Here is an 18,607-nt window from a genome sequence, read left to right as displayed (position 1 = left end):
TAAACGCCACATCGAAGCCACTCCACGCCGCGGGTGGCGCTGCGGCGGCCTCGAACCGCAGCGGGCGCGTCCCCGCCAAGCGACGTGCGTCCTCGATCGCGCCCGCCGCTGGATCGTAGCCGAAGCCTTCTTTGATACGGCAGTCGTCGGCGAGCAGCCGCAGAAAGCCTCCCCGGTTGCAGCCGACGTCGAGCACCCGCATCCCGGCGAGGTCGACATCGATAGTGTCCAGCATCGCCGTCCAGACGAAGCGGTGCTCGTCCTGCATCGCCTCGTCCTCGGCCGCGCCACGCCAATAGGTCGTACTCATGATGATTGCCGATGGTAGACCCCCTCATTGCCCGCACGAGGAAATCCGGGGTGGACTCTCCCGGGGCCTGTCGCGCACCCGGATGGCACGGCGTTCGTTCGTCCAACGCGGCCGAATTGAAGAGGTAACCGGAGGGCCCGGGCACAGCCAGCACGTGGAATCGCGGCTTCCATACTGCACGGCCACGGCCCGCGTAGTCCGCCACATCACGCAGCCGGTCAGGATCGTGATTCCACATCGTCAGTGTCAGTTGGCATCCGCGGCCGCGCCGGCTGGTCCGGCAGACGCACTGGCCGGAAGACTGGCATCCGATGCGGACCGACGCGTACGCCGGCGACGACCTGTGACCACCGACACCATTTCCATCCACCAACAGTCCACAGTGATTTGCTAAGGTTCGCAACTAGCTACAACAGTGGCGATTGCGAATGGGAGGGCATTGTGGCGGACTCGCGTCAGCCGCTGTATCGGATGAAGGCGGAGTTCTTCAAGACGCTGGGTCATCCGGCCCGCATCCGGGTTCTGGAGCTGCTCAGCACACGTGAATACGCGGTCTCCGAGATGCTGCCCGAGGTCGGCATCGAGCCGGCCAATCTGTCTCAACAGCTATCCATCCTGCGTCGCACCGGTCTGGTCACCGCTCGCCGGGAGGGGTTGTCGGTGTCCTATGCCCTGACCTCGCCGCAGGTAGCCGAGCTGTTGAGGGTCGCCCGGGCAATCCTGACCGGAGTCGTTGCGGGTCAGGCCGAACTTCTCGAAGATCTCCCCGAGTCGGTCCTGGTGGCCGAGTCGCCGGGCTGAACGCGTGGCAGAGGCCAGCGGTCCACCCCGCCCACTACTTGCAGATTTTCTAACATGCGTACTTTGCGGGATCGGGTTTTGCGAAAAGGAACGTCAACGGTGACAAGCAACCCCAACGAGAACGGCGCCGCGGCAGTGCAGACCGGTTCGGATGTCACCGGTATCGACGTCGGTGTCATCGGGGTGGCCGCGCCCCGGCCACAAACCTGCGCAGAGGGTTTGGACCGCTCGGCGTGGACGGCGATGGAGGGCTACGTAGCCCTGGTTTGCGATCGAACCCCCATCCGCGCGTCGTGCCTGCCCCTGGCCCGCGCCGACGCCGTGGCCGCGCGGATCGTGGGATTGCCGTCGCGGGTGTCGGTGGTGTTCGTTGTCGGGACGGGGTCCTCGGAATCGGCGAGGGTGCAGCGCACGGTAGCCAGCCTGAAGGGTCCGGTGGTCATCAGCGAGCTCGATGTGGTCGCCGCGGCGCTGGGGGCCGCGGCGATCAGCGCACTGCGCTGTCGCGGTGTCGCGCCGCGACGCGGCCGAATCGTGGTGACCGGCGCCGAGGTCCTTCCGTGGCTCGGGCCGCTGCTGCTCGCCGCGGGAGGCGGGATGCTCACCAGCTGGAACAAGCGCGACGCGCAGGCATATCCACTGCGCGGCATCATGGCGCACAACGACATCCTGATCGACCTGGCCGGCACTGCGCCCAACACCTGCGCGCCCGGGCGCACGCTGACACTGCCGCGCGAACCGTTCGACTACGGCGCACTGGTGCTGCCCGGCTTGCTCAGCGCCTTGTGTGGGCGCAACTGTGCGAGCTTGACGATTGACGTACTCGCCGCGTGTGCTCGGGGGCTGGCGCTGGTCACCTCGCCCGACCGGATCATGCCTGCGCTGGACGATCCGTTGCTGGTGCCCGCCGTGGCCAGGGAGGTGGCGCGGGCCCTAGGCGACCATCCCCCGCATCGCCCGTACCGGCGCCGATAGCACAAACCTGTAACCAGGCCCCAATACCGACATCTCGGAGGACAACCATCATGACCACTGCCAGCGTCACCGGCCTCGACACCGCGCCGACCACCGCTACCGCGATCGTCGACTGGGTCCACACCGTGGCCGACCTGACCACCCCCGACACGGTCGTCTGGTGCGACGGCTCCGACGGCGAATGGCGCAGGCTGACCACACTTCTCGTGGACAAGGGAACCTTCGTCCCGCTGTCGAAAAAGCCCAACTCCTTCTGGTGCACGTCGGACCCCGAGGATGTCGCGCGGGTGGAGGACCGCACCTTCATCTGCTCGGAGCTTTCCTCCGATGCGGGGCCCACCAATAACTGGATGGATCCCGTCGACATGAAAACCGTGTTGACCGAGGAGTTTCGCGGTGCGATGGCCGGCCGCACCATGTACGTGATCGCGTTCTGCATGGGGCCGCTGGATGCCGCCGAACCCAAGTTCGGTGTCCAGATCACCGACTCCGAATACGTCGCGGTCTGCATGCAAATCATGACCCGCTCCGGAACACCGGTGTGGAACAAGCTCGACACCGGCGCCGACTTCGTCCGATGCCTGCACTCGGTCGGCGCACCCCTGCACCCCGGGCAGCACGACGTGGCGTGGCCGTGTGACCACACCAAATACATCACCCATTTCCCCGAGGAACGCACGATCTGGAGCTACGGATCCGGCTATGGCGGCAACGCCCTGCTGGGCAAGAAGTGCTACGCGCTGCGCATCGCCTCCAAGATGGCCCACGAAGAAGGCTGGCTCGCCGAGCACATGCTGATCCTCAAACTCACCTCCCCCGAGCAGCGGGTGCACTACATCGCCGCCGCGTTCCCCTCCTCGTGCGGGAAAACGAACCTGGCGATGCTGGCACCCACGCTAAACGGCTGGACCGCCGAAACCATCGGCGACGACATCGCCTGGATGCGATTCGGTGGTGATGGTCGTCTCTACGCCGTCAACCCCGAGGCTGGGTTCTTCGGCGTCGCCCCCGGCACCGGCGTCCTCACCAACCCGCACGCGATGGCGACCATCGAGCGCGGCAACTCCATCTTCACCAACGTCGCCCTCACCGACGACGGCGACATCTGGTGGGAAGGGATGACCGCCGACACGCCCGCCCACCTCACCGACTGGAAACGCCGCGATTGGACACCGCAGTCGAAAGAGCCGGCCGCGCACCCCAACTCGCGCTACTGCACCCCCATCGCGCAATGCCCCACCGTCGCCCCCGAATGGACCGACCCCGCCGGCGTGCCAATCTCGGCGATCTTCTTCGGCGGCCGCCGCGCCGACACCATTCCGCTGGTCACCCAATCGCTGAGCTGGCAGCACGGGGTGTTCCTCGCCTCCACCCTGTCCTCGGAAACCACCGCCGCCGCCACCGGCACAGTGGGCGTCGTGCGCCGCGACCCGATGGCGATGCTGCCGTTCCTCGGCTACCACGTCGGCGACTACTTTCAGCATTGGCTCGACATCGGCGCGAACGCAAACCCGGACCTGTTGCCGAAAATCTTCTACGTCAACTGGTTCCGCCGCGGCGATGACGGCACGTTCCTGTGGCCGGGGTTCGGCGACAACTCGCGCGTCCTCAAATGGGCGCTGCAGCGCATCGAGGGCAGCATCGACGCCCTCAGGACGCCGATCGGCGACGTCCCCTTCCTCGACAGCCTCGATCTCGACGGTCTGGACAGATGCGCATATGACGACACGAAAATCCTTGCCGCACTTAACGTCGACCCGAGCGAGTGGGCAAGCGAGCTCGAATCGATCGACGAGTGGTACGCCACCATCGGCGGCAACAAACTTCCCGATGTCCTGCGCCAACAACTCGGCAACCTTAAACAACGACTCGCCCCCGCACGAAGCGACGCCGACAACCACACCCGACGAGGAGCAACACTGTGAGTGCCATCAGTGACCTCGAACACAAGGTTTCCGATCTCGAACGTGCAGGCCTGCCCCACGACACCCTGTCCACCTGCGCGGTCCTGCAGATCATGCACGCCGTAGGTGGCTGCCGGCCTGGCGGTCACCAGATTTCTCGCCGCCGCGCGAATCAAGGTAGGCAGTAATGCTCTACGAATTCTGGCAGAACTTCACCCACAACCTGTTCAAGCCGCTGTTGCTGTTCTTCTATCTCGGGTTCTTGATCCCAATCCTGAAGGTGCGGTTTGAGTTCCCCTACGTGATCTACCAGGGACTGACCATGTACCTGCTGCTGGCCATCGGCTGGCACGGGGGGGTGAAGAGCTCGCCAAGATCAAGCCGTCGGACATCGACAACATCGCTGGATTCATGCTCTTGGGCTTCGTCTTGAACTTCGTGATCGGTATCGTCGCCTACTTCCTGCTGAGCCGCATGACTGCTATGCGGCAAGTCGACAGGGCGACGGTCGCCGGTTACTAGGGGTCGGACTCGGCAGGGACCTTTGCCACCTGCGTGGCCGTCCTTATCAGCGTAGGCATCGCCTTCAACGCCTACATGCCGGTCATGCTGGCTGTCATGGAAATTCCCGGCTGCCTTCTGGCCCTGTACCTGGTGGCGCTCCTGCGGCACAGGGGGATGGACGCGGCGGGGTTCATGCCCGACGAACCCGGCTACACCCCCCGGCGACGGTCGGGGTCGGGCCCGCCGCGGCCACCGAGCCAGCTCACGGAGATGGCCTTGACACCCACCACGAGCGGGGGATCGAGCAGGAGTTGGAGATCTCGCTGGAAAAGCGGGAGCATCCGCAGTGGGACGAGGCCGATGGCGTCGACCAGGTCAATGGGGTCAAGGGCAATGGCAAGAAGCCGTCCGTGTTCTCACGCAAGGCTGCTGCAGGAAGTCTTCCTCAATCCGGGGCTCTGTCTCCTCGTCGGCGGCATCACCATCGGCTTCATCAGTACGTTGCAGGGACAAAAGGTCGTCCACGACAACGACACTTTCTTCGTAGCGGCGTTCGAGGGCGCGCTCACCCTGTTCTTGCTCGAGATGGGTATGACGGCGTCCCGCAAGTTGAGGGACCTGAAGACCGCCGGCCGCGGCTTCATCTTCTTCGGCCTATTGGCGCCGAACCTGTTTGCGACGCTCGGGATTACCGTCGCCTACAGCTACGCCTACCTCACCGACACCCACTTCAAGCCGGGAACCTACGTCCTATTCGCAGTGCTGTGCGGCGCGGCCTCGTACATCACCGTCCCCGCGGTCCAGCGTCTGGCGATCCCCGAGGCGAGCCCGACCTTGCCTCTGGCCGCATCGCTGGGTTTGACGTTTTCGTATACCGTCACGATCGGGATCCCGCTCTACATCGAAATCTCCCGTGTCGTCGGGCACTGGTTCCCGGGCGTCACCTGAAACGGCGCTACCCCAGCAGCGCATCGCTGTCGGGTGGCCCCACGGTCTGCCTCTGTCAGCCCGTCAGGCCAGCACGCGGTACGTGCAACAGCTATCTGCTGGCCCTGGCCAACCAGTCCTGTCGGGGACAGCAGATAGCTGGACCGTCGGTCAGGTAGCGCCGCAACTGTGCGGGGCGCAGGTGGTTGGCGTGTGCGAGGCGATCGAGGTAGGACTGAACGGTTTGGGTGTGAAACGGTGTGACGGTTAGGGGTAACGGCGCCGTCGGTCCCCGGGGCCACGACGGTGCGGTAGGCCCGTCAGCTGACGTTGCGCTGCGCCGATGTTTGGCGGCGTAATCGATGAGCACGGTGTCCATCAGATCTCTGGTGACACTGTCGGTTTCGTCGAAAGCATGCTGCGGATCGCGGCGAAGCGGATCAGATGTGCCAGGCGGCCGATCATCCCGCCGGTGCGTTGGTGCCGGGGGGCCGCAGCGTTCGATGTACGCACGGCGGATGTGGGCGTCGCGCGAGCGGACGTGTTCGTCGACGAGATAGGGGTCGAGGCCGTGCTGACGCAGCCGATGGCGGCGCCACACCTTGTTAAGCACGTGAGAAAACACGACATACGGTAGAAAAATCGGCAACCTCATACTCGCGTGCACATACAGCGTTGTCGGGGTCAGCCAAAACAGGCCAGCACCAGCACGGTCGAAATGATGAGGCGGATCATCGTCCGAGCTGTTGCACCCTTGCCCCCAGGTTATTGCGCAGCCAATCCTACTTCGAGTCGAGCAGAACTCGTCCGTAGCAATAGGCGATGTACTGAAGGACGTCCGGCCGGCAGCGTCCTATGTCGTTGCTCATTCGGGACCATATCGGCTCGATGATGGTGCCGGCTGGCACCCTGAGCCTTTGGTAAGGCACCTCCGGCAAGGCTCGAAAGTTTGCGGCGCCAACGGTTACTCGGCGGTAAGTTCAATGTATGACCGTCGCAATGGGTTTAAGAGTGCTCGACTACGGCGACCATGCCCTGCTGCTGGACTTCGACAGCACCGCCGAGGTGCTCGCATGGGCCGACGCACTTCGGGCCGCCGACCTTCTCGGCGTGGTGGACCTCGTGTCCGCATCACGCACCTTGCTGATCAAGGTCGAAAGCCGTCGCTACCTCCTCCGTATCCGCCAGCGCATCGAGGAGCTGCATGCGGAACCGTCCTACGCCGTCGAACCGCCGGCCGTCGCCGACGTCGTGATCGAGGTCGTCCATGACGGCGCTGACCTCGCCGACGTGGCGGCACACCCCGGACTCGACGAGGCGGGCGTCGTCGCCGCACATACCGGTACGCCGTGGCGCGCTGCGTCGGGGTTGGCGTACCTCGTCGGTGGTGACGCGCGACTGCAAGTCCTACGGCGGGACGAGGCGCGGACCAAGGTGCCCGCAGGTTCCGTCGGGTTTGCCGGCGAGTTCAGCGGCATCTATCCGCGCGAATCCCCCGGGGGCTGGCCGCTGATCGGGCAGACCGATGCGGTGGTGTGGGACGTCCACCGCCCCGATCCGGCGCTGCTGACGCCCCGCAAGTGGGTGCAATCCTGGGAGGCGCGATGACGACCGAGTTCACCACCCAGTCGCTTCGCTCCCGTCCGCCGACGCTCGAAATCATGCGCACCGGGCCGCTGGCCCTGATCGAAGACCTCGGCCGGCCCGGCCTGGCCCATCTTGGGGTCACCCGCTCCGGCGCCGCGGATAGGCGCTCGCATACGCTGGCCAACCGGCTGGTGTCCAACCCCGCCGACCGGGCCACGATCGAGGTGACCTTCGGCGGGCTGACCGCACGGGTGCGCGGCGGCGACGTCGCAATCGCTGTGACCGGCGCCGACACCGACCCCGCGGTAAACGGAATCCCCTTCGGCATCAACAGCATTCACTACGCACATGACGGCCAGGTGATCTCGCTGGGCTCGCCGCACTACGGGCTGCGCACGTACCTGGCGGTGCGCGGCGGAATCGATGTCGAACCGGTGCTCGGCTCGCGCAGCTTCGACGTGATGTCGGGGATCGGTCCGCAGCCCCTGCAGCCCGGCGACGTGCTGCCCGTCGGCGAGCACACCACGGACTTTCCCGAACTGGACCAGGCGCCGGTGGCGTCGTTCACCGAGGACCCGATCGAGCTCAACGTGGTGCCCGGGCCGCGCGACGACTGGTTCATCGATCCCGACGCACTGGTACACAGCGAGTGGGTGGCCTCCGACCGCAGCGACCGGGTTGGTATGCGGCTGGACGGCCGGCCGCTGCAGCACCGCTGGCCGGATCGCCAGCTGCCGAGCGAGGGTGCGACCCGCGGCGCGATTCAGGTGCTGCCCGACGGGTTGCCGGTGATCCTCGGCCCCGATCATCCGGTGACCGGCAGCTATCCGGTGATCGGTGTGGTTACCGATCACGACGTCGACCGGGTCGCGCAGATCCGCCCCGGTCAGCAGGTGCGCTTGCACTGGTCGCGGCCACGCCGGCGGTGGTAGACGCCGACTTGTGCGCACGCAGGTCCACACGGCCCGCCTCATCCGTACCGCAGACCTCGACAACGAGACCCGGCACAATACCTATCGGCTGCCGGCCGACGCCGTTCGAGGGCGATTTCACCGTTCCATCGCCAGTAGGCGCTGATTAGACGCCTAGGCGGCGAAATATGCTGCGGTGGAACATAATTGGTAGCACCTCGGCGTGAACGGTGATGTCGTTGACCCCAGGATCACGATGGTGGATCGCCGGCTGGAACTAACTGCTCGATCGAGCTTTCCTACCAGACGCTGGTGCCTTCGATGAACACCGCACCGTTCTCGGTCGAGATGGCCTGCAACCGCGCGAATCAGTCGCCGGTACGCGCGGTCAGCTTGCGCGCCGCCTCGTCGTGCGACTCGCCCAGAACACTGATGCCCAGCCGCGGAACGTCCTTCAGCTTCGGCCATGTGGTGGACGTATTCTGCACACAGAACGACACCAGCGGCGGATCCCAGTAATACCCGCACGAATGTGCTGGCCGCCAGTCCCACCCGAGCGCCGACTACCTCAGCGGCGATCGCGATCACGCCCATGGGGAATGCCCGAACGCCTCGCGCAGGGACGCCTCGGTCAAATTGCCGCTAGCGCTAACGCTTCCTCCCCGGCTCACACGGCGCCGGAGGACGTGCTCATCGATACCTATGCGATCTATACGATCAGGGTGTGCCGTATCCGCCGCCGCCGGGGGTTTCGATGACCAGTGTGTCGCCGGGCTGGACTTCGGTCGAGTCGCACCCGGCCAGCTCGACGGTGTTGCCGTCGGCGCGTTCTACGCGGTTGCGTCCCAGCGCCCCGGGTGAGCCGCCAGCCATACCGTAGGGCGCTACTCGCCGATGCCCGGACAACGTGCTCACAACCATCGGTTCGGTGAACTGGATCCGACGGACGGCGCCGTCACCGCCGCGCCATCGTCCGGCACCACCGCTGCCGCGACGGATGCCGAACTGCCGCAGCAGCACGGGGAAACGCCATTCGAGCACTTCCGGATCAGTGAGCCGCGAGTTTGTCATGTGCGTCTGCACCACGGACGCCCCGTCGAACCCGTCGCCGGCCCCAGAACCGGATCCGAGGGTTTCGTAATACTGGTGCCGCTCGTTGCCGAAGGTGACGTTGTTCATCGTCCCGGCTCCCTCGGCCTGCACACGCAGCGCGGCGAACAGCGCGCCGGTGATGGCCTGTGAGGTTTCGACGTTGCCGGCGACAACCGCAGCCGGGTAGGTCGGTGCGAGCATCGTCCCTTCCGGGATGACGATGTGCAGCGGGCGCAGGCAGCCGTCGTTGAGGGGGATCTCCTCGGCGACCAGGGTCCGGAACACGTAGAGCACTGCGGCGGTCGCCACCGACGATGGCGCGTTGAAGTTCGTGTCCAGCTGGGGAGAGGTTCCGGTGAAGTCGATGGTCGCGCTGCGACTGGCGCGGTGGACGATGACGCGCACGGCGATCGTCGCGCCGGAATCCATGGTGTAGCGGTATTCGCCGTAGTCGAGCCTGTCGATGACCCGGCGGACCGCTTCCTCGGCGTTGTCCTGGACGTGGCGCATGTAGGCCTGGACGACATCGAGACCGAAGTGGTCGATCATCTTGCGGACCTCGTCGACGCCCTTCTGGTTGGCGGCGATCTGGGCGCAGAGATCGGCGAGGTTGGTATCGGGATTGCGGGATGGGAAGGGCGCTTCGGTGAGTAGGCGCCGGGTCGCCGTTTCGCCGAACTGTCCGTTTTCTGCCAGCAGCCAGTTGTCGAACAGCACGCCTTCTTGGTGAATTTCGTGGCTGTTCGCGGGCATGGAGCCGGGGGTGATCCCGCCGATTTCGGCATGGTGCCCGCGTGAAGCGACAAAGAACAGGACGTGCTCGCCCGCAGCGTCGAAGACCGGGGTCACCACGGTGATATCCGGCAGGTGGGTACCGCCGTGGTAAGGGTCGTTGACCGCGTACACGTCACCGGGCCTCATTACGCCGACCCGGCGGCGGATGACTTCCCTGACGGTGGCGCCCATCGAGCCGAGATGTACCGGAATGTGCGGTGCATTGGCGACCAGGTCGCCGTGCGGATCGAACAGCGCGCACGAGAAGTCCAGCCGCTCACGGATATTCACCGACTGGGCAGTCGCCTCCAGCCGGAAGCCCATCTGCTCGGCGATCGACATGAACAGGTTGTTGAAGATCTCCAGGAGCACCGGATCGGCCTCGGTGCCCGCATCGGGCTGCACGGGGGCTACCACCCGCTCGGCGAGCAGATGCCCGGACCGGGTCATCGTCGCCTGCCAGCCATTGTCGACGACGGTGGTGGCGTTGGCCTCGGCGATGATCGCCGGGCCGGTCATAGTCTCCCCTGGCCGCATCCGCTCCCGGTGACGCAGGGGGGCTTCGCGCCACAATCCGCCCGAGTAGACCCGGACGGTTTCGAGCGAGCCGGCGCTGTCGGCGACCTGATCACCCAGGTAGGACAGATCGGGTTGCTCGGTGAGCCCGGTCGCCTCCACCGAGATCGCTCCGGCGATCAGCGGACGGTCCATCAAAAATGAGTACATCGCACGGTGGGTGGCTTCGAACGCTGTGGTCATGGCCTCAAGCCCACCGAGTTCAACCGGGACCGCGGTATCGGTTCCGTCGTAGCGCAGGTGCACCCGGCGAACCACCCGGATCCGCTCGGCCGGGATGCCCTCGTCAAGCAGCTCGGTACGCGCGGACTGCTCGAGGGAGTCCGCGAGCGTGGCCAACCTCTCCAGGGTGGCGGTCTCAAGCCGGATCTCCACCGACTGCTCCCGCATCGCGGTGGTGTCGGCCAGGCCGATCCCAAGCGCAGAGAGCACGCCAGCCATCGGCGGGACGAGCACGGTGCGGATACCGAGCGCATCCGCGACCGCACACGCGTGCTGCCCGCCGGCGCCGCCGAACGTGGTCAGCACGTACCGGGTCACGTCGTGTCCCTTTTGGACGGAGATCTTCTTGACCGCGTTGGCCATGTTCGCCACCGCGATCCGCAGGAACCCCTCGGCGACCTGCTCGGGCGACCGCTCAACACCGGTGGCCGTCCGGATGGCGGCGGCCAGCTCGGTGAAGCGGCGCCGCACGATCTCGTCATCCAGCGGCTGCTCGCCGCTGGGACCGAACACGGCCGGGAAGTGCGCGGGCTGGATGCAGCCGAGCATGACGTTTGCATCGGTGACGGTGAGCGGACCGTCGCCGCGGTAGCAGGCCGGGCCCGGGTCGGCGCCGGCCGAGTCCGGGCCGACCCGATAGCGGGTGCCGTCGAAATGCAGGATCGACCCACCGCCCGCGGCCACCGTATGGATGTCCAGCATCGGAGCGCGCAGCCGGACCCCGGCCACCTGGGTGTTGAACACACGCTCGTACTCACCGGCATAGTGCGATACGTCAGTGGAGGTGCCGCCCATGTCGAAGCCGATGACATGGTCAAACCCGGCCAGTGCCGACATCCGCACCATGCCGACGATGCCCCCAGCGGGACCCGACAAGATCGCGTCCTTGCCGCGGAAATGCCCTGCCTCGGCCAGCCCACCATTGGACTGCATGAACATCAACCGCACGCCACGCATCTGGTCTGACACCTGGTTCACATAGCGGCGCAGCACCGGGGACAGGTAGGCGTCGACCACGGTGGTGTCCCCGCGCGGGACCAGTTTCATCAGCGGGCTGACTTCGGATGACAGCGAGATCTGAACGAAGCCGACCTGCTCGGCCAGCTTGCCGATCTCCCGCTCGTGCACCGGGTACAGGTAACTGTGCAGGCACACCACCGCGACCGAGCGGATCCCGTCGGCGTAGGCCTGCCGCAGCTGCTCGCCCAGCAGCTCGAGATCCGGCGCGCGCAGCACCGTGCCCTTGGCCGCGATCCGCTCGTCGACCTCGACGACCCGCTCGTACAGCATCTCCGGCAGCACAATGTGCCGGTCGAAAATGCGGGGGCGATTCTGGTAGGCAATGCGCAGCGCGTCGCCGAAACCGCGGGTGATCACCAGCAGCGTGCGCTCTCCCTTGCGCTCCAGCAGCGCATTTGTCGCCACGGTGGTGCCCATCCGCACCGCCTCCACTTGCGCGACCGGCACGGGCACACCTTCGGCGGTCCCGAGCAGCGCACCGATCCCGGCAACCGCCGCGTCGCGGTACCGCGCAGGATTCTCCGACAGCAGCTTGTGCGTCAGCAGGCGCCCGTCCGGCCGGCGTGCCACGATGTCGGTGAACGTACCGCCCCGGTCAACCCAAAACTGCCACCCCGCACCAGCCACCAGGACTCCCTTTCGTCGCGCACTAACTCTATCGGCGAGCAGGTCAACCGCCCGGCCGCCGATGCGTTCATCACGACCCGCCACGTGCCCGAACGGCGCCGTCGGGTAACTCGATCCTCGCCGAGACCGCGGTCGCCGTACTGCCCTCAGCCCCTTGGCGCCCCCACGGCGAGCAACGCACCACGATGCGCGACCGCTTTTGCATGCTCCGCGAAACGTTCGTAGCAGCGCGCGGCCAACGTGAGGTCGATCGCCGCGTCGGCGTCGATCACGCCGGAGTTGGACAACAGCTGCTGATACAGCAGGTGCCGCAACCGATTCATGTTGTCGTCACCCCGGGTCAGCTCCGCCACACCGATCGTCGTGTGCGACTCCACGACATCGGCTGCCTTTGCAGCTGTGTCGAGGCAACCCTCGCTCAGCTCACGAAGCACACCCAGAAGTGGAGCCGGTATCGACGCCCAGGCACGCCGGGTCCGGGCGATATCGGCGACCTCGCGCGCCAGTTGCCCCATGCGCTCGGCTTCGGCGTTAACGTGGACAGCCGCGATGGTTACCGGCAGCTCCGGCACCCTCGACTGGGCACGAAGTGCCAAGAGCACCGCCGCATGGTCCTCGAGCTCACGACGCAGCGCGGACACCGTCTCATAGGCGGCAGCGATGCTCTCGGCCGCGGCAGGATCAATGCTGAACAGGGCGGCCGTCGCGTGGCTCATCGCGGTGCTCGTGAGACGAATGAGGTCGACCAGCGGAGCAGTCAGGCCCCCGAGCTCCTGGGTCCCCGCTTCCCGCATCGGTTGACTCCCCGGTTCGCCGCCTGCCACGGTCAGTAACAGTACCCGCCGGCGAGCCCCACAAACGTTGGCTGCGAACGGATCCGACATCCCCCGATTACGGACCCACCGACAACCATTTCACCGGCGACATCGCCTGGGTAAGAATCGACATCGACGACGACAGCCTCGACCACCGAATTAAAGCCCGAAGACCGCGTTAACGTCGCCATGGCCAAACAAGTTGGAATGGGAGGTCGTTACCCCGCCCAGCGCGGCGTTCCTCGCGTTGACAATCCCGAACCCTTTTACCTGGTGGGACACCGACTGCGTGCCGACGTTTCTCTACCTCACAGCCGTGCTCGACAGCACGCCGTAGAGCTGCGCCCGGCATCGTTCCGAACCTGCGACCACTTGACCAGCGGACAAGTGCGCTCCGAGGTGCTCGCAGCGGCGTGCGTGGTCCCCAACAGTCCCTAACAGTCGCATGATTAGATCTAGGTGAAGCGCTTCGACGCTCATTACCGCAGGTCAGACACCATTTTCTTGGGTCGGGCTGACAGGATTTGAACCTGCGACCACTTGACCCCCAGTGTCGTTTTCGGCGTCCGTGGGCATCCGTGGATGTCCTATCTGTGCAGACCAGCGCACATTTGCGTCTGTCTGCGGACGGTCCAGAACACCTACGAATTAGATGTCGTTGCTATCCGAGTTGCTATCCGTTGCTACCGACACCGTTGTACGCATGAGAGCGAAACACCGACCTGCACAGGGTGATTCGAGTCGCACGACCACTTGATTAAGGCTGGCGCGCGGATTCCGCCCGAAATGTCGTATCCATCTTTCTAGCGCTGTGCGTCATCACCTAGGTTGGCCCGGGTTGGCCAGTTGTCTTCGACGGCCTGTTGCGGTGAGCATGGTGTGACTCTCCCAGTGGGGTCGGGCTGAAAACTTCGCCAGGAAATCCTTAAGCGCCGAGCCGACACCTTCCGAGAACCTGTTGATCGGTTACTGCTTAGCGGATCCGCCGCCAGCACCTCGCTCCTTGTCGGATCCACGCCCCTGCCGCCGTTGGCGGAACCGGCGTGCAGTATTACCGAACAAGAAATCGCTCATGGCCGCGCCGGCCTTTACCTGGTCGCGGCGCGCGGCTGGGAGACTGCAGCGCCCACAAGTCCGAGCGGGCTGGTTAACAGGGTGACGACGAAGAACTCCTTACGGCGGTCCTCTGGCGCTACGTAGAACGCGACGAACGCCATCACCACGAACGCGATGATGATCCATCTGACCACCGGGGCTTCAAGCGCGCGCCACCACTCCCCATCCATCGCTGCTCCCTCTCTCCCTGTCCTCCTTCGGGGTCTTTGTCCCCTTGCGACTATCACTGCGCGATCGCGCACGCTACCAGGGTCTTTAGATTCGGGCGACGGTCGTCCGGCCGTCGACCTGATCGGTCAGTCGTCCTCGTCATCCTGCATCTTCTCTGTGGAGCTGCCGGGAATCGAACCCGTCAGTCTGAGGCGGATCTTCGCAGTTCAGCGGTGGTTTCGCGCAATCCAAAGTACTCGAAAGTGCGCGAAGCGACGTGGGAAGACACTGAACGGTGTTGACGCGGTCAACACACTGTCGCTTGCCACGATGAAGGGCCCACAAGCATGGGACCGAGCTGCCCGGTCGTGGGCCGTCTACTGACGGTGGCCTGAGGTTAGCGGGTTAGTCAACTGGGCGTTGTGTCGTTCGACAGTCTTCGGCGATCAGTCAGGATTGGCGGAGGTGGTTCTCGCCAGTCGTAACGAGGACACAGACCGAAGCTCGATCCACGTTTCCGAGACCGTCCCGGTGCAGCCTGTTTAGCTGGGAACCCACGCCGGGAATCGGGCTAAGGAACCAGCCGCCGAATGGTCACTCACCGGCGCTCGACCGGAGCAGCATCTCTCTGTCGTCGGTCAGCCAGATCCGGAAGGAGCCAGGGGCGGCGGCGTGATGGTGGCTCTCAACGACCTCCGTGGGATGGCCGTCCCGTGACTCCCGCCTCCTTCCCTACCGCGCACGCGTCAACGGCGTACGCAAGGGCCATGGTGCAGGAGTGACCCTGGCAAGCGACACCTGCGCACGCCGCATTCCGCGAAGCGATAAGCGCGCGGTGGTGGCCGAGCGGAACAAGGAGCTCCTCGACTCCTTCTATGCGTAGTTCTATGCACAGTTCTATACGTCTATACGACCAATGACCGTAGAGTGAGGGACCACAGGCCCTAGCCGCCCGGATTTCGCGCGTTGCACGCTGGCGCCATGAGCAGCGTAGGACGATTAGCACTGGCCGGCGTGGTGTTGTATGCGGGCAGGCAATATTTCCGCAACTGGGGCGCAACCAAAGAAGAAACCCAGATGGTGTTGCCCGGCGATGAGCTGATCGAGGAACCGGCGGTGCAAACCACCGAGGCCGAATGGATCAACGCGCCGGCGGCTCGGGTGTGGCCGTGGCTGCTGCAACTCGGGCAGGACCGGGGCGGGCTCTATAGCTACAACCTGCTGGAAAACCTCGTCGGATTGCACATCCGCAACGCCGATGGCATGCATCCCGCATGGGCGCGGCTTGCGCCGGGCGACTCGGTGCGACTGGTGCCGACGGGCTGGATGGGCCTTCGTGCCGGTGTGACGATGACCGTGGCGGAAGTGGAACCCGAGAGGTTGCTCGTGCTGAGGGGCAGCCCTCTGCTGTCGAGCGGGGATGCGGTGTGGTCGTTTCACATCGCTCCATGCGGAGAGGACCGCTGCCGGCTGCTGGTGCGCCGTCGCACGCGGGTACGTCGCCGTCGCGACCTGGTGGAAATCGAGCTCGCCGGGCCGATTACGGCGTTGATGACGCGGGGAATGCTGCGCGGCATCAAAAGTCGCGTCCAGGCCCCGCTCGAACATTACGTCGTGGACATCGACGGCGACGCGAACCGACAAGTTAAGAGCGCACCACAAGCACCGAGCATTCAGGGTGAACCTTGATCGAGTAGCTGTGCGGACCGATGAGACGTTATCCGGGCGACCCCCGCGCCCATCGCCGGTAGTCGGCCACCCGGTTGCCGAATGCGCACCAGCCCGAACGCACATCGATCCGGGACATCGCATGCGCGTAATCAGCTTTGGCGCGCAACGATAATCGGCGCGCGGACCGCGTGCACGACCGCGCTGCTCACCGAACCCAGCAGCATGCCGGGGAACCCACCGCGGCCGCGACTGCCGACGACCACGAGCTGGGCCCCCTCCGCGCGGTTCATCAGACGGCGCGCGGGGTTACTGAAGGCGATATTGGGGCGTACGGACACGTCGGGGTAATGTTCCCGCCATCCCGCGAGCCGCTCGGCCAGTGTTTTCTGGGCGGCCGCGCGACGCTCGTACCAGTCGGCGTCGGGCACGTCCGGTCCATCGGCATCGCTCCAGACGTGCAGCACCACCAGATAGACCCCGCGCCACGACGCTTCCTCGAAAGCGATGGCGGTGGCCAACTCCGATGCCGGCGAGCCGTCGATGCCCACCACCACCGGACCCTGCGGCGGCGCCGGCTCATCGGTGTCGTCGTGGATGACGGCGACCGGGCAGCGGGCGTGATGGATGAGTCCGGTGCTGACCGATCCGAGCAATCCGCGCTGTAATGCGTTGTGCCCGCGGCTTCCGACGACGATCATCTGGGCTTCGTCGGCCAGGTCGATCAGGGTGGGAACAACCGGGGAGAACAGCAGTTCGGTGTTGATCGTTAGTGGACTGCTGTGCTCAGCCGCATCTTCGATGAGCGTGACGGCTTCATCCATCACCTGCAGCGCCTGTTCTTTCCGCTTTTGATCGAAATCGGCCGGAAGGGGAGACGTGGACAGCCCCCAAGACGACCACGAGCCCTCAGGGGTGTGCAGCACGTGCACGAGCGTGAGCGGGACGTTGCGCATCACCGCCTCATCAGCGGCCCACCGCAGCGCCGCACGTGAACACGCGGATCCGTCGACACCGACAAGGATTCCCAGACGTGTTAAGCGATCCAAGCGATCCGGCATTTCAGCACCCTTCTCGGCTCATCGACCGTCTGCGCGCGCCAACCGCTCGCCGCTGTGAGCTCATACAACCGACGCTAGACGGAGGACCTATCGCCCCCGGGAGAGCCATTCGTCCCCACCCCCGGGGGGCCAAGGTCACCGATCCGCTCAGCCGGTACCAAACCTCTTGCCTGCGTTGTAGCGTCGGCCCCGAAAACCTCGAAAACCCCGTCGATGTAAGGCGAGAAAATGGCGGTCGCACCGGAAAGCTGGCCCCGCCCGCCGCGGGGCGCGGTTCGTGTTTCAAATCGGTATGTCCTCAACCCGGTCATGATGCGGCTGGCCGGCCGCAAGCACTGGTATGCGGCGGCTATCACGCACACCGGTCGACGCTCGGGCAAGACGTACACCACCCCTGTCGTGGCGGAACGGGTGGAAGACGGTTTCGTCATTCCGCTGCCCTGTGGCACGCGGGCGGACTGGCTGCAGAACGTGCGTGCCGCCGGGCGCGCAACTATTTCGGTCCAGGGACACCGCTACGAGGTGGTGGAGCCCGACGTAGTCGACGCGGCGGCGGCCTTGCCAACGCTGACCCCGCGGCGCCGACGCACCTTTCAGCGAGCCGGCATCACGCACTATCTGAAGGTCAAGCTCGCCCCGGCGAAAGGCTGACTCGCCCCGGTTCAAGCCAAATGGCCTGACATGTAGCCACCAAAGTCGTCAATTACCACAAGTCCCAGTTATCGTGAACCGCCCCGGCGAGTCCGGAGACTTCGTGATGTAAGAACTCAGCTGGCGGCTGGTCTCGGGTGTTGAGCGCGGTAGGTGGCCTCCATGTCGGCCGGTGCGATGTTGCTGCAGATTGGTTAGATGCGGCGGTGGTTGAAACCAGTCGATCGCCGACCGTCCGGCGTTCAGCCCGTAGTGCCAGTATGGGCGTCGAGCCAGCCGAGGATGACTCGCAAGGACAACCCCAAGTTCCCCATCTGGCAGTGGTTTTGAGCGCTCTCGGCGCGGGTGAACAAGCGTGCAGTCACCGATCGGGCATTCGTCAGGGTCTGGATTTGTGCACCGAGCTGGGCGAGGGGCACGTAGTGATCTTCGGCTCCGGCCATCAGCAACACGTCTTGGGTGATCCGGGAAGAGACGTCATCGGTGCGCATGGCGCGCACCGCGGCCAGCGCCTCGGCCGGGGTGTCGACTCCAAACACCGTTTCGGCCTTTCCGATGCCCCAGTCGGCCAACAAGTTCCGGCTGCGGGCCCGGTTTATCAACCTGTCCACCACGGCCGCGGGCAGCCGGCCGGCGTTAACCACCAGCGCTTTTTGCGGCGCGGCCAACCGGTAGGCGAAGCAGGCGGTGAAGTCGGTGAGAATGTCGTCGGCGATGACACGGCTCACCCGCGGCTCGTACGCTGCGGCACGCATGACCAGGCACCCGCCGAGCGAAAACCCCATCAGGGTCACATCATCGACACCGAAATGGTCAAGCACAGCGCCGACCGGCTTGTGCCACTCGGCCGTCATCGGCAATCCTGCTTCCAACGCCGCCCCTTGGCCGGGTCCGTCGAACGCCACGACGTCTAGTC

Annotated in this window: 15 protein-coding genes and 3 pseudogenes; 10 read left to right on the top strand and 8 right to left on the bottom strand. The window is 65.4% G+C overall.

Going from position 1 to position 18,607, the window contains the following annotated elements; all coding sequences use genetic code 11:
- Nucleotides 1-310 (bottom strand): methyltransferase domain-containing protein (locus ACLP4W_RS26300; RefSeq protein WP_442390311.1); only part of this gene is annotated, 310 nt, incomplete at its 3' end.
- Nucleotides 311-564: 254 nt separating this feature from the next.
- Between ACLP4W_RS26300 and ACLP4W_RS26295 the strand changes: the two are divergent.
- From ACLP4W_RS26295 to ACLP4W_RS26270, 6 genes and pseudogenes are all read left to right on the top strand, one after another.
- A pseudogene (locus tag ACLP4W_RS26295) lies at nt 565-636 on the top strand (hypothetical protein); the annotation flags it as partial.
- 112 nt (nt 637-748) lie between these two features.
- Nucleotides 749-1,111 (top strand): ArsR/SmtB family transcription factor, encoded by a 363-nt coding sequence (locus ACLP4W_RS26290; protein ID WP_442383633.1) that lies wholly within the window; start codon nt 749-751, stop codon nt 1,109-1,111.
- Between the two features lie 99 nt (nt 1,112-1,210).
- Nucleotides 1,211-2,086: a hypothetical protein gene (locus ACLP4W_RS26285; RefSeq protein WP_442383617.1), complete on the top strand. Its 876-nt coding sequence runs from the start codon at nt 1,211-1,213 to the stop codon at nt 2,084-2,086.
- A gap of 50 nt (nt 2,087-2,136) precedes the next feature.
- Nucleotides 2,137-4,011 carry a phosphoenolpyruvate carboxykinase (GTP) gene (locus tag ACLP4W_RS26280; protein WP_442383619.1) on the top strand — a complete coding sequence of 625 codons (1,875 nt, stop codon included), beginning with the start codon at nt 2,137-2,139 and terminating at the stop codon, nt 4,009-4,011.
- Nucleotides 4,012-4,177: 166 nt separating this feature from the next.
- On the top strand, nt 4,178-4,423 hold the full coding sequence (locus tag ACLP4W_RS26275; protein ID WP_442383621.1) for a sodium-dependent bicarbonate transport family permease: 246 nt from the start codon (nt 4,178-4,180) through the stop codon (nt 4,421-4,423).
- A 122-nt stretch (nt 4,424-4,545) separates the two neighbouring features.
- On the top strand, nt 4,546-5,442 hold the full coding sequence (locus tag ACLP4W_RS26270; RefSeq protein ID WP_442383623.1) for a sodium-dependent bicarbonate transport family permease: 897 nt from the start codon (nt 4,546-4,548) through the stop codon (nt 5,440-5,442).
- A 466-nt stretch (nt 5,443-5,908) separates the two neighbouring features.
- Here ACLP4W_RS26270 and ACLP4W_RS26265 read toward each other — a convergent pair.
- Nucleotides 5,909-6,290: pseudogene (locus ACLP4W_RS26265) on the bottom strand (DUF5313 domain-containing protein); the annotation flags it as partial.
- Between the two features lie 118 nt (nt 6,291-6,408).
- On the opposite strand from ACLP4W_RS26265, the gene ACLP4W_RS26260 reads away from it, so the two are divergent.
- On the top strand, nt 6,409-7,029 hold the full coding sequence (locus ACLP4W_RS26260; protein WP_442390310.1) for a 5-oxoprolinase subunit B family protein: 621 nt from the start codon (nt 6,409-6,411) through the stop codon (nt 7,027-7,029).
- Nucleotides 7,026-7,940 (top strand): 5-oxoprolinase/urea amidolyase family protein, encoded by a 915-nt coding sequence (locus ACLP4W_RS26255; RefSeq protein WP_442383627.1) that lies wholly within the window; start codon nt 7,026-7,028, stop codon nt 7,938-7,940. The genes ACLP4W_RS26260 and ACLP4W_RS26255 overlap by 4 nt, the downstream gene beginning before the upstream one ends.
- Before the next feature lie 145 nt (nt 7,941-8,085).
- On the opposite strand, the pseudogene ACLP4W_RS26250 reads toward ACLP4W_RS26255, so the two are convergent.
- The 4 genes and pseudogenes from ACLP4W_RS26250 to ACLP4W_RS26235 all read right to left on the bottom strand — a co-directional run bounded on the left by ACLP4W_RS26250 (nt 8,086) and on the right by ACLP4W_RS26235 (nt 14,331).
- Nucleotides 8,086-8,554, bottom strand: a pseudogene (locus ACLP4W_RS26250) (flavin reductase family protein).
- Nucleotides 8,555-8,636: 82 nt separating this feature from the next.
- On the bottom strand, nt 8,637-12,230 hold the full coding sequence (locus ACLP4W_RS26245; protein ID WP_442390309.1) for a hydantoinase B/oxoprolinase family protein: 3,594 nt from the start codon (nt 12,228-12,230) through the stop codon (nt 8,637-8,639).
- 146 nt (nt 12,231-12,376) lie between these two features.
- Nucleotides 12,377-13,024 carry a phosphate signaling complex PhoU family protein gene (locus ACLP4W_RS26240; protein ID WP_442390308.1) on the bottom strand — a complete coding sequence of 216 codons (648 nt, stop codon included), beginning with the start codon at nt 13,022-13,024 and terminating at the stop codon, nt 12,377-12,379.
- A gap of 1,109 nt (nt 13,025-14,133) precedes the next feature.
- Complete coding sequence (locus ACLP4W_RS26235; RefSeq protein ID WP_442380863.1) at nt 14,134-14,331, bottom strand: hypothetical protein; 198 nt, start codon at nt 14,329-14,331, stop codon at nt 14,134-14,136.
- Nucleotides 14,332-15,292: 961 nt separating this feature from the next.
- On the opposite strand from ACLP4W_RS26235, the gene ACLP4W_RS26230 reads away from it, so the two are divergent.
- Entirely contained in the window at nt 15,293-16,000 is a 708-nt protein-coding gene (locus ACLP4W_RS26230) for an SRPBCC family protein (RefSeq protein ID WP_442380861.1), read from the top strand.
- Nucleotides 16,001-16,131: 131 nt separating this feature from the next.
- Here the strand turns inward: ACLP4W_RS26230 and ACLP4W_RS26225 are convergent, their stop codons facing one another.
- On the bottom strand, nt 16,132-17,040 hold the full coding sequence (locus ACLP4W_RS26225) for a universal stress protein (protein WP_442380859.1): 909 nt from the start codon (nt 17,038-17,040) through the stop codon (nt 16,132-16,134).
- 228 nt (nt 17,041-17,268) lie between these two features.
- On the opposite strand from ACLP4W_RS26225, the gene ACLP4W_RS26220 reads away from it, so the two are divergent.
- Nucleotides 17,269-17,691, top strand: a complete 423-nt coding sequence (locus tag ACLP4W_RS26220) for a nitroreductase family deazaflavin-dependent oxidoreductase (protein ID WP_442380857.1) — start codon at nt 17,269-17,271, stop codon at nt 17,689-17,691.
- A gap of 242 nt (nt 17,692-17,933) precedes the next feature.
- Here ACLP4W_RS26220 and ACLP4W_RS26215 read toward each other — a convergent pair.
- On the bottom strand, nt 17,934-18,607 hold a 674-nt coding region (locus ACLP4W_RS26215; protein ID WP_442390307.1), incomplete at its 5' end, for an alpha/beta fold hydrolase.

The sequence above is a fragment of the Mycobacterium sp. genome (assembly GCF_052145595.1).
GTDB lineage: Bacteria > Actinomycetota > Actinomycetes > Mycobacteriales > Mycobacteriaceae > Mycobacterium.
Note: the sequence above shows the minus strand (reverse complement) of the source record. Positions and strands in the feature narration are given on the sequence as shown.

Bases quoted from the DNA above. Each gene is read 5' to 3' on its own strand.
- ACLP4W_RS26255 (WP_442383627.1), top strand. From the start codon at position 7,026: ATGACGACCGAGTTCACCACCCAGTCGCTTCGCTCCCGTCCGCCGACG.
- ACLP4W_RS26275 (WP_442383621.1), top strand. From the start codon at position 4,178: ATGCTCTACGAATTCTGGCAGAACTTCACCCACAACCTGTTCAAGCCG.
- ACLP4W_RS26225 (WP_442380859.1), bottom strand. From the start codon at position 17,040: ATGCCGGATCGCTTGGATCGCTTAACACGTCTGGGAATCCTTGTCGGT.
- ACLP4W_RS26280 (WP_442383619.1), top strand. From the start codon at position 2,137: ATGACCACTGCCAGCGTCACCGGCCTCGACACCGCGCCGACCACCGCT.
- ACLP4W_RS26230 (WP_442380861.1), top strand. From the start codon at position 15,293: ATGAGCAGCGTAGGACGATTAGCACTGGCCGGCGTGGTGTTGTATGCG.
- ACLP4W_RS26220 (WP_442380857.1), top strand. From the start codon at position 17,269: ATGGCGGTCGCACCGGAAAGCTGGCCCCGCCCGCCGCGGGGCGCGGTT.
- ACLP4W_RS26260 (WP_442390310.1), top strand. From the start codon at position 6,409: ATGACCGTCGCAATGGGTTTAAGAGTGCTCGACTACGGCGACCATGCC.
- ACLP4W_RS26235 (WP_442380863.1), bottom strand. From the start codon at position 14,331: ATGGATGGGGAGTGGTGGCGCGCGCTTGAAGCCCCGGTGGTCAGATGG.
- ACLP4W_RS26240 (WP_442390308.1), bottom strand. From the start codon at position 13,024: ATGCGGGAAGCGGGGACCCAGGAGCTCGGGGGCCTGACTGCTCCGCTG.